The organism is Anaerococcoides asporogena (assembly GCF_029590275.1).
Classification (GTDB): domain Bacteria; phylum Bacillota; class Clostridia; order Clostridiales; family Clostridiaceae; genus JG1575.
This window is the reverse complement of the sequence record NZ_CP120965.1, coordinates 85,230-100,151: the sequence shown is the minus strand read 5'-3', so window position 1 is coordinate 100,151 and position 14,922 is coordinate 85,230. Positions and strand designations below refer to the sequence as shown.

The window sequence follows — 14,922 nt, the reverse complement described above, 5'->3', positions numbered from 1 at the left end:
TGCTGTTCCTCCTATGAACGGTAGCTGGCATTGATCTCAACATATTTGTAAGTCAGGTCGCAGCCCCAGGCTGTGGCGCTGCCGTCTCCCATATGGAAATCAACCTCGATGCGGACCACTTCGCCCTGGAGATATGCCTTGGCGATTTCTTCATCAAAAGGGACGACTTCACTGTTCTTAAGCATCACGGTATCGCCGATCATGACATCCACTTTGGTGGTGTCCAGGGGCACATTGGCATGGCCGGCGGCGGATACGATCCGTCCCCAGTTGGCATCATTGCCGTACACTGCGGTCTTGACCAGACTGGATCCCACGATCTGTTTGCTGAGGATCCTGGCTGCCTGATCCGTTGCGGCTCCTTTGACATGGACCTCGATGAGCTTCGTGGCGCCTTCTCCATCTCTTGCTATGGCTTTTGCCAGATCCTGTGCCGTCTGAGTCAGCATACTGGCAAAAACAGGCCACTGCGGATGGTCTTCGCTGAGGATCTCATTGCCCGCCATGCCATTGGCCAGCAGCAGCACCATATCATTGGTGGAGGTCTCGCCGTCCACTGTGATCTGATTGAAGGAAAGATCCGTGATAAGTGAAAAAACTTTTTTCAGGGCGTCCGAGTCAACCAGCGCATCGGTCGTGATGTATCCCAGCATCGTTGCCATATTGGGATGGATCATGCCCGAACCTTTGCAGCACCCTCCCATCGTCACTTTGACACCGTCGATCTCGGCTTCATAACCGGTGTACTTCTCAATGAGATCAGTGGTCATGATGGCCTTCTCATACCCTTTGGCCCCTTCCTGAGTCGCTTCCACCACGACGGCGGCAATGCCTTGTCTGATCTTTTCCATGTCAAGAAACTCCCCGATGACGCCCGTGGAGGCCACGGCAACGTAGTGTTCCGGGATGCCGAACTTCTCAGCGGCCAGCCTGCGCATGGTCAGGGCATCTTCCATGCCGCGGCTTCCGGTGCAGGCATTGGCGCAGGCACTGTTGGTGACCACAGCCTGGATCTTCTGCTCGACGGCGATGCTCTGCTTGGTGACCTGATTGGGTGCGGCGATGAACTGATTTAACGTGTGGACGGCCACGGCTGTGGCCGGCACCTGGGAGTAGATCATCCCGAGATCTTTTTTTGCATAGCGCAGTCCCGCGTGGACTCCTCCGGCCAGAAAACCCTTGGGGCTGGTGATGGATCCATTATCTAATTTGCTGATACTAAAATACATGATGCATTCCTCCTATCTTATGGGTACATGGGCACAAGTTCCAGCCCGGTGGCCGGATCCTGTCCTGTCCAGATATTGGCATTTTGGATCGCCTGTCCGGCTGCGCCCTTGACCAGATTGTCCAATACCGCCACGATGAGCGCTTTTCCGGTCCGCGGATTGACTGTTACGCCGATGTCGCAGTAATTCGAACCCTGAACCTCCTTGGTGGATGGGAACTCGCCCAGCGGGCGGACCCGGACAAAGGGAGCATTCTGATAGGTTTCGCTGTAAAGATCATGGAGCTCCCGGGCTGTCATGGGAGACACCAGTTCGACATATTCGGTGACCATGATCCCCCGGTTCATGGGGATCAGATGGGTCTCAAATGTGATCAGGCCGATGGCGGGATCCCACTTGTTGAGCTGCTGTTCGATCTCCGGGGTATGCTGGTGCTGACTGACTTTATATATTTTCAGATTGTCCGCCACCTCACAGAACAGCGAGCCAACGGAAGCACCCCGCCCTGCACCGGAAACACCGGACTTGGCATCGATGATGATGCTGCCGGGAAGGATGAGACCGTTGATGGCCAGGGGATATAGGCCCAGCAGCGATGCGGTCGGATAACAGCCGGGATTGGAAATGAATTCCGCCGTTTTGATGGCTTCAGCCGCCACATCGGCCAGGCCGAAGACCACGCCCTCCAGTTCTTCCGGGGCTATAGCGTCCTTCTTGTACCACGTTTCATATTCATCCGGATCTTCCAGTCGAAAATCCCCCGACAGATCCACAACTTTCAAACCCGCTTCTCTCAGTTTTTTTGACCAGTCTCGAGAAATGCCGGCCGGAACAGCCAGAAAGACCAGATCGGATTTCGCTTTGACCGCGGCCGGATCGATATCATCCATGATCAGTTCACACAGCCCAAGCAGATGAGGAAAATAACTTCGAATGCTTTCCCCGCCCTTTGAATGCGAATAAATGGCATTGAGTTTAAATACGGGATGCTGGTGCAACAGGCGGATCAGTTCCACGCCGCCGTAGCCCGTTGCCCCTACCAGGGATACATTCATTGTCTTCACTCCTGTCAAATAAAAAATTACTTAGTTGCAATTATAGGTTGTATATTTATAAAGTCAATTGTATTTTTATAAAAAATTTCAATCGCCGTTTTTTATTTGGGGCACTTACGGAATCCTTGATAATTCAGTAAAATCAATCGTTTACTTGATCAAAGCTCATATTTTTCAACAAACTTGGTCAAATTACTCCGTGTACCGATTTATTCCATCTAACCATTGGGATTTAATGCTTTATAGTGATACTTCTAAAAAACTCATCGTCCTGGATGATTATGTTTATTAATTGCATAATTATGCATTCCAACATTCACAGACCAGACCCTAACTTTAGTCTAAAGAAAGCTGAGCCTTAAGCCCTGATCCAAGGGGCTGGATCCATTGCGATTTCTTGACCCCTCTTCTGCGTCAAGCAAACATCAAAAAAGCTGAAGCCTTGATCGTATGTACGACAAGACTTCAGCTTTTTTCACTTTGGGAATTACTTTCTGTTGGCCGCTCTGGTTCAATGAACGAGTTATGATGGCAGTACGAAATTTGACAATTTATGTAGGTTTCATTGTTATATTGCACCGTGCCAAAAATAGTTTCAAATTAGATTGCTTGCTATTACTCTTTCAACCAGCCACTGGGACGATGAAGAACCATGAGAATCGCCGCGAATATCAAAAGCAAAACACCTCGGCCCACAAAGCGGGATTCAGACAAAATGAAATACAGCCCTCGGAATAGGAAGAATCCGCCAAGTAAAAAATTGAAAGTTTCATTGGCAATTCTTCTTGTTTTTTGTTTCTTCTTATACGCCTCTTCTTCTGTCATTTTTCAGATCCCCTCTTTCTATGTCCTGAGAACAATGCAGAGCTTTGTGTTAATGCTTTCCATTAAGAACAGCTTATCATAGATAGAGGTTATCTTGAGAATAGGATCCATAATGTTTACAAAATGATGGATCCTATTCGTCATGCTGTGAATCTGTATAAGTAACCACCATGAGGCTGAAATGGGTATGGTTCATCCGTCAAAGATCTATTGTTGCGAGGTTTTTTCCGTGTTATGATCAAACCAGCGTAATCCTTTTGTGGAGTGATGCCAGTTTAAAAGGTTTCTTCACGAATTCAAATCAAACCAGGTGGTGATCGACAGTGAATCAAACAAAAGCAACACCCAGGATAATCCTCAAGAGCCTCATTGATGAGACGGATTTCCGGCGAATCCAGGAACTGGAGCGAGTCTGTACAGACTTTGAACCCATCACGCTGAAGCTCGAACTGGAGTATAAGCTGGCGGATGCACAGATGAAGTCAGATCCGATTGGCATGGGTCCGATCCGTGAGCTGATGTATGAGATTGGCGATGAAATCATCGGATACCTAGGGATTTCAACTTTTGGAGGACAGGACTGGGAGGTCACGGGCATGGTTCATCCGGCGTGGCGCCGCAAGGGTATATTCAAGACGCTCTACCGCTTGATGTGTTCCGAATCAGCCTGCCAGAAACCCGGAGGAGTCCTGCTGCTGTGTGATCGGCATTCGCCGGGCGGAAGAGCGTTCCTGGCAACCACGGGAGCAGTTCTTGATCACTGTGAGCATGAGATGTTTCTGCGGCTGGACTTTCCGGATTCTGCTTTTCAAACACCCATCCGTTTGAGACAGGCAGACCGCTTCGATATCCCGGAAATTCAACGGCAGAACAAAATCTATTTTGACTTTGGGTCTGACCCGATCGACTCGGACAGCGATGTGACGGATCATGGAGACATCGTCCTGATTCCTGAGGAAGAAGAACTGCGCGGAATGACCATCTACATTGCTGAACTGGATCAAATTCCGGTGGGAAAAGTCCACATTCAGAGGGGGAGTGACTTTTGGGGGATCTACGGTCTTGGGGTGCTGCCTGAGTATCGCAGCCTCGGATATGGCCGGGCGATCCTGAGTCTGGCGGTGTCCCGGATGCGATCCCTGGGTGCGCCGGCAGTCATGCTGCAGGTGGATGCCGATAACGATCGTGCGCTTTCTCTGTATCAGTCCTGCGGCTTTGAATCAACTTCCACAATGGACTATTACCGGCTGTGAAGCTGCTTTGTGTGTCAAAACAAGAATTAACTCCGTGAAGAATATATTATTGAACAGGTTCTTAACTGACATTGAATCAAACGATCCTTGTCTCCGGATTTGAGGAAACTGCTTTCCCCTGGGGGCACTGATCCAACATCATACGGATGAAGAGGTGACCGAATGAAACGAGAAGAGTGGCTGGAAAAGCACAGTGAACTATTTGATGAGCGAAGGGCAACAGTGTTCGCAGACGCAAAATACCTTCCCGATGGATCCCATGGACTTTGTGTTCTGAGTGTAAAGGGCAACAATCTGACTGTACACGATGCGGATTTTAAATCACGTGTCGGTGACTTGATTCTGACGATCCCGCTGAGAGAGGTCAGTGATCTGAAAACAAGCTCGTTCCTCTTTAACTCATACCTCAAATTTAAGTACAAGGACTTTTCCTTTGTTTTTGCTGACTTTAAGAGCAAAGACTTCGTGGAGACGGTGAAAGTCGAAGCTGGCAAATAGCCAAAACACCTAAGCAATAATACTCAGACAGGATAGCTGAATTCATGTGGTTCACATGCCACGAGTTCAGCTATTCTTTTTGGGGTGATGCGGTATGCGCAGAGAGGCCGGAAAAATATTTTTTGATACTAACAGCGGCGGTCTGATTGCTCAATCCGAAAACATGCTGGTGCGTATCAAGATTAAATTTTAGATTTTAAACAATTATATCTTAACCAATTGTTGGTTTACTTATTAGTAACTAGATGTACATTGACTTAATATTATCAAGGTGTAATCTGTAACTAGCAGCTGCAAATATAATTATGAGACCAGCTATTTAATGTCAATAGGGATCGTCAAGAAAATTGAATGAGGTAGTGATTTTGAAAAGAAATTCCCCAAAAAGATTTATCTGGAAAATAAGTGCACGCCAACAAGACCCACAGGGATGTGGGCTATCGGAGAGTTATGATGGCTAACTTATGAGATGGTATCCAGATGAACCTCATACGGCTTATTAGCCTTCAGTACAGCGTGGATGGTGTACAGTAGTTTCCGTGATACAGCACCGATGGCAGTCCCATGGGACTTCCCTTCGGATCGTTTCTTCTCATAGAAGGCCTTGAAGACCGGATCATGCCTGGAAGCGGATACAGCAGCCATCCACACTGCCCGCCGAAGATAGGGTGAGCCCTTCTTCGAGAGTCGGTTGTGCAGTCCGGTGAAGTTGCCGGACTGCATCATGGTGGGATCCATTCCTGCAAATGCGACAAGCTTCTTTGGGGTAGAGAAGCGATTGATGTCTCCAATTTCCGCCAGGATCATAGCCCCAGTAGCAGCCCCGACACCAGGGATCGTCTGAATGACGGAGTTGATTTTCTTTAACTGCGTGTCAATCTTATTTTCGATTTCATGAAGCTGGCCTTCTGTGAACTCAATCTGCTCAATCAGGATCTTCAGCTGAAAGGCAAAGGCATCCGAGCAGATGGTAACGCCAACTGACCGGGATGCAGCCTCTTTGAGCTGCTCCGCTTTATCGGCGCTGTGACGACCTCTGCTGGCCTTATTAAGCAAATCAGCCAAAGAATCGGTGTCAACCTCCATCGCCTGTTCAGGAGTTCCATAAGTCTTTAGAAAGGCCTTGGAGCTTTGGCCAAACAGATTCGAGAAGAGCTTGTCATATTCCGGGAATACCTGATCCAGGACTGTGATAACTTGGCGTTTATAGTTTGCGCAGGAGTCTTTCAGAGATTCACGAAAACGAGCGAAATTGCGAAGGACCAGGATATCCTCATCCGCAAGGTGAGTTTCAGTGAACTTGCCAAAGCGGATGACTTCGGCCACCAAGAAGCAGTCCACCGCGTCAGTCTTCTGTTGACGGATGTGGAAGTTTCGAAGACTGTCGGATTGGATCGGATTGATCACGTGCAGAATATAGCCTTGTTCATGCAGAAATGAGTAAAGCGCCAGCCAGTAATGGCCGGTGGCTTCCATCCTACGTTCCCGGAATCTATAACGATGGTGGAGTTATTCCCAACGACAGGAATAGCTCCTTCTGTTTTTTTGTCACTTCACCAATGACTTTTCCGACCTCAGGTGCCTGAAACACTTCAATGAGGTCCACTTCATCCAGTACTCCCTGGAGCGTCCATCGATCGAATAGCTTCGCTTCCTGCATCTTCTTTTTCAAGTAGGACAAGTAGATTAATGCGATAAACCCTACAAATAGCTTGCCATCAAGGGCAAGTTCGGAAGAAACCTGCATTCGTCTGAAGTTTAGACGATCTTTCAAATTGCCGAATCCTTTCTCCACAATGTCTTTGCTGCGGTACAGACAGAGCGCTTCGAAGGGATCGCGAACATCGTTGGACGGCATCGCAAAATAGCCATAGTTGCGGATTTCAGCCTTCATGACGTCTTCCTTTGCCGTTACCTTGACTCCACGCTTTGGTGTTTCGACGACATCAAAGTATTTGGCATAATCTTTGGCGTGATAGTCTTTGCGTTCGTTATGGGTCAGTTCATAGTAGAGCTGCGTGTATAGTTCATTCTGGTCCACTCGGTCCTTTGCGGCTTTCTCATCGTTATAGAACAGGTGCAGGTATGCCCGGCGTTTTTCGGTCAATACGTCGCCCTTACGGGGACGATCCTGCGTATACTCCCATTCGATGGAACGGCAGATCCCATACGTGCCAAATTGAGGATCCAGGTTGCTCCAAAGCTGCAGATTGTCCCGTTCTTGTTCCAGGACCTCTTTCACGTAGTTCAGATTCAAGCGCAGGCCGATCAGAAACTTCTGATGGCTCTGATAGACCCAGTTGATGTTCTCTTTGCTGTAGAACCCCGATCCAGGACCATGTTGACTTTCTGATACCCCATCACATCAAACTCCTGCATCAGTCGCTTGATGGTTTTCACATCCGTGATGTTACCGGGGAGTTTGCGGTAATAGAATGGTAATCCGGATTCCTCGCCAAACAGCAGAGCCAGGTTGAACTGAGGCAGTCGGTCGCCTTCCTTGTTCTTGCCCATCTTAACCTGCGCCAGGGTGTCTGAGTAACTGGAGATGGAGGTTGTATCAAATGCCCAATATTCCTTCTCGATTCGACGCTTGCCTTGTTTCTTGAAGAAGTTCATCCGCTGATCTTCTGTGATGCTCTGAAACAGCTCACTGGAGCGCTGTGAGGCAATATCTTTACCGAAGGGATGGCGATGCAGTCTGTGCCAATGACTGAACCGGGACAGGGAATTATTCTCCTCCATGATCAGATAGTAGGCCAAAGAGAGGATCTGTTTGTATTCGTTGGGAAAGCAAAGCTTCAAGTCTTCTTCCACACCAGTCTCCTTGCCAATTTGATCCAGCAAGTAGGAAGCCCCCATGAACTTTCGTTCGGTGTTCAAAACAGGAATAGGGCCCTGCTTGGGTTTTTCAGAAGGCTCAGCTGCCCGCTTGCGATAAGGGCGAGTCTGAACGATCTCACCGGTCACGGGGTCTACTTTACCAATCAATTTGCGGGTAGCTCGGGACTGTTTTTTCTCTGGATCCCAATATGGCTTGTTATCATACGCGTAGGTGATTCCAGTCTTCTGATTTTTGCTATAAATGATGCCCATAAGTTTCACCGCCTCGTTCTAATTATAATGTGTAACGATGAAAAGGTCAAGAAAAAAGTGCCAAAAACCATTGATTTTCAACACTTCTAGGATTTTTCATCGTTACAGAGTTCGGGAACGTAGGTTCCATCCCGATGCAGAAGGTTTCATCCTGTGGGAGGCGATCCTGAATTAACTGGGTGAGCTTCTCGAAGCCCTCCTGGGTGTTTGTGAAGCGCAGAGACTTGCCCACATGGCTGCCATCCTCCCTGATGAAACCTGCTTCATGGTTGTTCTTGCCGATGTCAATGCCCAGATAGAACATAGATCACCTCTAAGATCAAGATTTACAGGGTGAACCCTCACGCTCCGGCGGCTCACAACCTCCTTGGACAGACGGAGAAGACCCAAAAGTCTCAACATCCAGCTCATTCGTGAACTGCCGCAAGAGGTGAGGCGCCACTCTCATAAACGAGGAAGAACCTCAAGGTGGGAGCCGGCGACACTCACTCTGCATGCTTATATTATGGCAGTTAATTACAGTTACGAAAAACCTATTAACTACTACAACATTATTCTAGCAACTATTGTCGCATTCAGCCTGTCTGTTCCAGTACTAGCTTCAGTCGGAGATCGATTGACACTGACAATTTACCCTGACAGCTGGGGAAAAACTTCCGGCTCAATTCAGCATGCCGATAAGGGTGATTTACGAATCAGCGGTCAAAATTACGGAACGAGCGATAACGATCTTTATTACGAGTTGCGGGAAGATTCTCTGTTAAAACCGGTTATTTTCGAGCGAAGAATGTACATCGGCAAATCCTTCGATTTCAATATTGGTCCTATTAGTACTTCAGCAGGTCATTATTTTGTTCTAAATCCTGCCGGTCCATTGGGAGGAGCATATGGATGGGGATCCATGAGTGACCCTGATTAGCATATTAAAATAAACTTAAATCGACGAATCAGGCAAAATTCTGATTCGTCGATATATTTCATTTACTATGGAGATTCTTATGACATTTATTCATTTAAAAGGGGTCAATCACAAAAACTGTGGGATTTTCCCAAGTTGACATGGAGCCTCTGTCGGCGTGGTTCCGCCAGCCTTGCCGCTATGCTGCATAAATGCTGGGCTAGTCGGCCAGTCAGGCTACCACGTCGACCTCTCCGTGTAAACAGGGAAAATCATAATCCCACATAAAAAGTGATTGAGCCTTTAAAAGAGTTAAACCGGACAAGGTGGATCTACGTATTTCTAGGGCTTGAATTGCTGTTTTATACTTATATTATGTACACAGAGCCGCTTTCGGCTCATGGAATCACATTGTTTCTTCAGGTCAGTTTCCTGTTAAACATGGTGTATGGCGCAAATTTTGCCTTCCGCATGACCAGTGAGGATTATCGTGATGCAATGGCAAGTCTGGGCACCCGGATGTATCGCTATATTTTCGCTTCCTTTCTCACGATTGTCCTGGTCAATCTCATTCATTTTTTTCTTTTAACCGGAATCAGTCTTGTGATGAGGCTTTCCGGGCATATCCCGCCCTGGCTCTTCAACGAAATATTCAGCCTGCATCTGATCTATATCTTCATCAACAATATTACCTGTGCTGTGATCGGATACCTGATTGGTTATTTAATTCAACACCGGATCAAATATCTTGCTCTCCTGTTCCTGTCCTTTACGGTTTCTCCGGTGAGCAAGATTGTATTACCCTATGTCAGCTTGTTCTCATGGCTCAATCTGGGACCCTACAGTGTAAACATTGCTCAAAATCCCCTGTATGGGTTCGATACCGAAGTTACTCGGCTCTTTAAATTCTTAACGATTCTGTTATCACTGCTCCTGTTGCTCACGCTTATCATTACTGCAAGAATCAAAAGCAAGAAATTTCTGCCAGTCACTCTGCTCCTTCTGGCTTCCGTGATCTTTTCCGCATGGCAATGGTCCCAGCCGGCCTGGCTGAGACGCCCCATGGGTTCAAACGGGGATCCGTTGGCAGAGAACAATTATAATTTCAAGTATTACAGTATGGCTCCGCTGCCAAACCCTGAGCTCTACCCCATTACCTACGAAATCAATCATATGAATATAAACGTCGAGTTATCCCGTCAGGCCGCCTTTGTAGTGGATATGACATTGACTGCTGTATCCGACACCACTGCGATCAATGGTTCGCTGTATCACGGCTTCCGCATTCGCGAAGTCCTGGCCGATTCTATGTCGATTCCATTTCACCAGGATGGAGAGGTGTTCAGCATTCCGCTTTCTCTGAAAGAGAGGGAGGTTAAAAAAATTACCCTGAAATATGATGGGCTTAATTCTCCTTATTTCCCGGGAAATTACAAGGCCGCTGCGTTTCCGGCATTCTTCAACTGGCTTCCCCTGGCCAGAATTCAGCCAGCTGCTTTTATTTATGATGGCTATTCGATCAATTTCAGCGCGGCCTATAATACGAATCCCATCGATTATGAGCTGACACTGCAGACCAAATCCGGGAAAGAGATTATTTCCAGCCTGGATCGTTCTTCCGATGGCGTATTCCGAGGGAAATCAAATATGGGGGTCAGTCTCTATTATGGCAATCTTCATCAGCTCGATGCCACTACTGCCTATGTCGCCTCGATTACTCCCACTGAGATCGACTTACTGACCTCTCAGGTTCAACAATCAAATGAAAAATTTCAGGCGGTGGCAGCTAAATATGGTTTGTCTCAGTCTGGAACAGACTATAAATTTCTACACGGTTTATGGCTCAGCACTTCTTACAATCATCTAATCGGATTCGAAGACTTTGGAACCGTCAAGGTTTCCGCACTTGTCAAAGATCAGAGCGAAGAAATGATCCTATACAGCTTGATTAATGGAAGTTTCGCGCTCAGGCGCCAGCCCATTGATGTTCAGGATGTGGTGTTTTATATGATTAGAGGATTGAATGTAACAATTGAGGATCAGGAATATGTGATGGAAACAGAAAAAGAATTAATGCCCTATTTCAAAAAATCGGTGTCTGAGCGAGAGCGCATCGTTCGCGAACTGATCAGCAGCATCCACCAAGGTATGATCAGTCTTGAGACCGTTCACCGGATCATAGGAGAAAGCTAACATGCTAAAAATTGATTCACTGACTAAGAAATATAAAGATAAAGCAGCCGTCCGGAATCTGTCTTTTCAATTCGAGAAAGGTTTGCTGGGGCTGCTGGGACCAAATGGTGCAGGAAAGACTACCTTAATGAAGTGCATCACCTCCCTGGTGGAATATGAAGGTACTATTACTTTTCAGGATCAGCCGATCTCAACGTTGAGAATCGGGTACCTGCCCCAGAAATTCAATTTTTTCGGGAATCTGACCGTGAAGGAAGGGGTCCAGTATGCGGCGATCATGAAGGATGAGCATCGAAATCTGAATTGGTCCCATCTGCTGGAGCAGGTGAATTTAGAAGAAGAAAAGGATCGACTGATCAAAACCCTTTCCGGAGGGATGCTGCGTCGCCTGGGCATTGCCTTTGCACTTATTGGGAAACCGGAACTAATTATTGTCGATGAACCCACAGCGGGGCTTGACCCCCTGGAGCGAGTATCCTTTACCGGATTGATCAAGTCCATTTCAGAAAACACCCCTGTTATTGTCTCAACTCATATCGTGGAAGATATTGAGGACACCGCTGATGTCATTGCAGTGATGAACCGCGGACAAATCGCCCATAGCGGATCTGCTCTTGCCTTGAAAGAGTCCATTGTCCCTCGATTATTCCACATCCCCCGGGGCATGTCCATCGAAGCCCCCCACTGGGTCATCACTCAGGATACCGATCCCATCAGCGGATCAACCAGTCAACGCGTCCTGTTCCAAAACCGCCCGAAGGAACTGAAGAACGAGTGGCGTCGAATTCATCCCACCATTCAGGATGTCTATTTTGACGCAGTCCGGAATGAGGCCGTGAATGAATCGGTTGATTAAGCAGGTAAGGTTTGAGTTCAAAGAGCTACGGGGACTTTGGCTTCTTCCCATCCTGCTGTTCGCCATCATGGCTGCTCTGTCGCCCAATCAGGCGTCCCGCGAATCCAAACGATATGTTATTATGGTCTACCAGCTGATTGCACCCCTGATCGTTTCACTGTCCGTTCTTTATGTCGCAAACAAGTTTTATGATACTCAGACCGGAGAGCTGATCCAGACCTTTCATCCCCAGCATCATCGAACAAAGGTGGAGGTCCTGATTTTCTTTTCAGGCTTTTATCTGATCTGTTCCCTGACGGCACTGCTTGTGATTACCCGGCGGCAGTCTCTGGTTTCGTATCCGGTGTTTCTTCAAGCGCTGTTGCAGCAAATCGTATTTATCGTCATCGGAATTACCGGACTCAAATACACCAAAGATCTTGTCGCTGGTATTTTCCTGGTGATGGGGATCCTTTCGATTCACATCATTGGCAACGTTCCTTTCCTTCTCTATACCCGTCCCGTCATGCTGTATCCCAGCGGATACCTGGAATGGAACCCGCTGCTGCTGCTCATCCTCAGTATGTATCTGCTCGCCCTGACGCTCGTAAATCGATTTCTTCCCAAACGCTGGTAAGTGACGAACTTCCTGGATCGAAATACCGCTGCACCCTGCTTGAAAATCAGCCTTCGAGCGAAGTCGACGTCTCGCATGCCATCCAACACCACCTGACTTCTCCATTCGTTGAGGAATCAGGTGGTGTTTTATTCTATAAAGAAACCATGTATGGTCTGATCGGTGTATTTCGCAGTTCCTGTTCCTGTCTGATCACCTTCAGATACCACTAGAATTCGAGGGTTTTCTTTGATCCAAAAGAACTGCTTAAAATATTATCCATCCATTTTAATTCTTTATTTATTATAATTTTCGAAGAGTGAGTCAACCGGATGAATTATGATGATGAATTCCGCGTCGAACCGATAATAACGGAAATAACAGGGCGGCACCATTTTTATAATAAAACAGATTTAAAGAACTTTATGTGCCGCTTTCGTATCGAAACATTACTTTCATTATCATTCATCCAGAAAAACAGTTTTACTTCTTTCTAATTACCCATCGTAAAATGGAACGTTTTTATCAAAATGATAATTTTAAACTTATTATTAATTTCACAAATTAATTCAGTTTCTGAAATGGTGGATCAAAAGGTTTACAAAAAATCCCCGCCTTAATCCTCAAAGTTATAAACTTGAAAATTAAATCGTTTGAGTTTATTGATTTTATACAATGTATGCTCTAAAGTTCTTATTATGATAAATAACGGTATGTAGAACCGACAGAAAAAGTGAGGTAGTCTTCATGAGTCAACGATCTCTCAACAATGAACTCTTCCGTCTCAACGGGAACCCAACCCTGGGCCAGGCATTCCCCCAGGCACTTCAGCATGTGCTGGCCATGCTGATCGGAAACATTACTCCTCCCATCATTATTGCCAATGCCATCGGATTGCCGGAAGCGGACAAAATCCTCCTGACGCAGGCAGCCATGATCATCGGCGGCCTCACCACATTGCTTCAACTGTATCCGGTCTTTGGATTCGGAATGGGTCTGCCCAATGTCATGGGTGTTGCCTTCGCTTATGTTCCGGTGCTTCTGACCATTGGCAAGACCTGGGGAATCGAAGCGATCTTCGGAGCCCAGATCTTTGGAGGACTGGCATCGATCCTGATCGGTTTGTTTATTGGAAAAATCCGTAAGTTCTTCCCGCCCATCGTCAGCGGTACCGTCGTTCTCGCCATTGGGCTGTCACTTTACGGAACCGCCATCAACTATATTGCCGGCGGGTCAGTCCAGGCGGAAGACTTCGGACTCCCCAAATACTGGCTGGTTGCAGTCATCACCTTGATTGTGACTTTGACCTGCAACCTACGGGGCAAAGGCTATATCCGGATCTCCGGTATGCTGATCGGTATTCTCAGCGGCTATGTCGTATCTGTATTCCTTCTTGGCATTAACTTTGGCAAGATCGGTTCTGCTTCCTGGTTTGCTGTTCCCTCCATCATGAAATGGGGTCTTGAGTTCAATCCCGGGGCCATCGTCCTGATGATCCTGATGTACATCGTCCAGGCCGTTCAGACCATCGGAGACGTCTCCTCAACCACCATCGGCGGCTTCGGCCGCCAGGCGAAGGATTCTGAGCTGGGCGGAGGAATCAAGGGCCAGGGTCTCATGGGCATCATCGGTGCCATCATGGGCGGCCTGCCGACCGACCCCTACAGCCAGAATGTCGGTCTGATTGTGACAACGAAAGTCGTTGCCAAGAAAGTCTTCACCGTCGTGGCTGCCGTCATCCTGATCGCCGGCTTTATTCCCAAATTCGGAGCCGTCATGACGACCATTCCTTACCCGGTTCTTGGCGGAGCAACCATTACCGTCTTTGCTGCCATTACCATGTCCGGTATTCAGCTGATCACCGAACAGCCCATGACCTACCGCAACAAAATGATTGTCGGCATCGCGCTGGCCATCGGCATGGGACTGTACATGCAGCCAAAATCCCTTCAGTTCTTCCCCCAGCTGGTCCGTGACATCATGGGCGGTTCACCCATCGTGGTCTGTTTCCTGATCGCCTTTACTCTGAATATCCTGTTCCCGGCAGGAGCAGAAGACCGCGAACCGGAAGAAGATCTGGTTCCCATTCCAGAGGCCTTTGCTATTGATGATGAGGCTATGGAGACCAGAGAAGAAACGGTTTAACGCCGGAAATCTGATGAAAATGAAAAGTGCACCCGCTCAGGGTGCACTTTTCGTTTTATATGTCAGATTCTGTAAAATGAATCCGGTTCTGCAACAAACAAAAATTGGCGGCCATCCAGCCGCCAATTCGATTCACTGGAGCTGGTGAAGGGAATCGAACCCCCAACCTGCGGTTTACGATACCGCTGCTCTACCATTGAGCCACACCAGCCTGTTCGCTTTTTATCGCGTTACAAATTATAGTCTATCATTTTTCCGGCGTATTGCAAAGAGGTAATT

12 protein-coding genes, 1 tRNA gene and 1 pseudogene are annotated in these 14,922 nt (G+C 47.5%); 7 read left to right on the top strand and 7 right to left on the bottom strand.

Annotated features, from left to right (window positions below):
- Positions 1-11: 11 nt before the first annotated feature.
- The 3 genes from argJ to P6M73_RS00540 all read right to left on the bottom strand — a co-directional run bounded on the left by argJ (position 12) and on the right by P6M73_RS00540 (position 3,109).
- Positions 12-1,229: a bifunctional ornithine acetyltransferase/N-acetylglutamate synthase gene (argJ, locus tag P6M73_RS00550; RefSeq protein ID WP_277854237.1), complete on the bottom strand. Its 1,218-nt coding sequence runs from the start codon at positions 1,227-1,229 to the stop codon at positions 12-14.
- A gap of 17 nt (positions 1,230-1,246) precedes the next feature.
- On the bottom strand, positions 1,247-2,284 hold the full coding sequence (argC, locus tag P6M73_RS00545; protein WP_277854236.1) for an N-acetyl-gamma-glutamyl-phosphate reductase: 1,038 nt from the start codon (positions 2,282-2,284) through the stop codon (positions 1,247-1,249).
- 615 nt (positions 2,285-2,899) lie between these two features.
- Entirely contained in the window at positions 2,900-3,109 is a 210-nt protein-coding gene (locus tag P6M73_RS00540) for a hypothetical protein (RefSeq protein WP_277854235.1), read from the bottom strand.
- 323 nt (positions 3,110-3,432) lie between these two features.
- Here P6M73_RS00540 and P6M73_RS00535 point away from each other — a divergent pair, with 323 nt between their 5' ends.
- Both P6M73_RS00535 and P6M73_RS00530 read left to right on the top strand, forming a co-directional pair.
- A complete protein-coding gene (locus P6M73_RS00535; RefSeq protein ID WP_277854234.1) occupies positions 3,433-4,362 on the top strand; it encodes a GNAT family N-acetyltransferase in 930 nt (309 codons plus the stop codon).
- A 162-nt stretch (positions 4,363-4,524) separates the two neighbouring features.
- Entirely contained in the window at positions 4,525-4,860 is a 336-nt protein-coding gene (locus tag P6M73_RS00530; protein WP_277854233.1) for a hypothetical protein, read from the top strand.
- 462 nt (positions 4,861-5,322) lie between these two features.
- Here the strand turns inward: P6M73_RS00530 and P6M73_RS00525 are convergent, their stop codons facing one another.
- The 3 genes and pseudogenes from P6M73_RS00525 to P6M73_RS00510 form a co-directional block, all read right to left on the bottom strand.
- Positions 5,323-6,336, bottom strand: coding sequence for an IS110 family RNA-guided transposase (locus P6M73_RS00525; RefSeq protein WP_277854232.1), 1,014 nt, complete (start codon positions 6,334-6,336; stop codon positions 5,323-5,325).
- A 16-nt stretch (positions 6,337-6,352) separates the two neighbouring features.
- Positions 6,353-7,956, bottom strand: a pseudogene (locus tag P6M73_RS16880) (IS1634 family transposase).
- Between the two features lie 46 nt (positions 7,957-8,002).
- The gene (locus P6M73_RS00510; RefSeq protein WP_277854229.1) at positions 8,003-8,260 is read right to left on the bottom strand and encodes an IS110 family transposase; all 258 of its coding nucleotides are present in this window, start codon (positions 8,258-8,260) and stop codon (positions 8,003-8,005) included.
- A 201-nt stretch (positions 8,261-8,461) separates the two neighbouring features.
- Here P6M73_RS00510 and P6M73_RS00505 point away from each other — a divergent pair, with 201 nt between their 5' ends.
- From P6M73_RS00505 to P6M73_RS00485, 5 genes are all read left to right on the top strand, one after another.
- Positions 8,462-8,875: a hypothetical protein gene (locus P6M73_RS00505; RefSeq protein WP_277854228.1), complete on the top strand. Its 414-nt coding sequence runs from the start codon at positions 8,462-8,464 to the stop codon at positions 8,873-8,875.
- 477 nt (positions 8,876-9,352) lie between these two features.
- Positions 9,353-11,047 carry a hypothetical protein gene (locus tag P6M73_RS00500; protein WP_277854227.1) on the top strand — a complete coding sequence of 565 codons (1,695 nt, stop codon included), beginning with the start codon at positions 9,353-9,355 and terminating at the stop codon, positions 11,045-11,047.
- Position 11,048: 1 nt separating this feature from the next.
- Complete coding sequence (locus P6M73_RS00495) at positions 11,049-11,903, top strand: ATP-binding cassette domain-containing protein (protein ID WP_277854226.1); 855 nt, start codon at positions 11,049-11,051, stop codon at positions 11,901-11,903.
- Positions 11,887-12,519: a hypothetical protein gene (locus P6M73_RS00490; RefSeq protein ID WP_277854225.1), complete on the top strand. Its 633-nt coding sequence runs from the start codon at positions 11,887-11,889 to the stop codon at positions 12,517-12,519. The genes P6M73_RS00495 and P6M73_RS00490 overlap by 17 nt, the downstream gene beginning before the upstream one ends.
- A gap of 726 nt (positions 12,520-13,245) precedes the next feature.
- Positions 13,246-14,643: a uracil-xanthine permease family protein gene (locus tag P6M73_RS00485; RefSeq protein WP_277854224.1), complete on the top strand. Its 1,398-nt coding sequence runs from the start codon at positions 13,246-13,248 to the stop codon at positions 14,641-14,643.
- A 136-nt stretch (positions 14,644-14,779) separates the two neighbouring features.
- Here P6M73_RS00485 and P6M73_RS00480 read toward each other — a convergent pair.
- Positions 14,780-14,854, bottom strand: a tRNA-Thr gene (locus tag P6M73_RS00480).
- Positions 14,855-14,922: the final 68 nt, after the last annotated feature.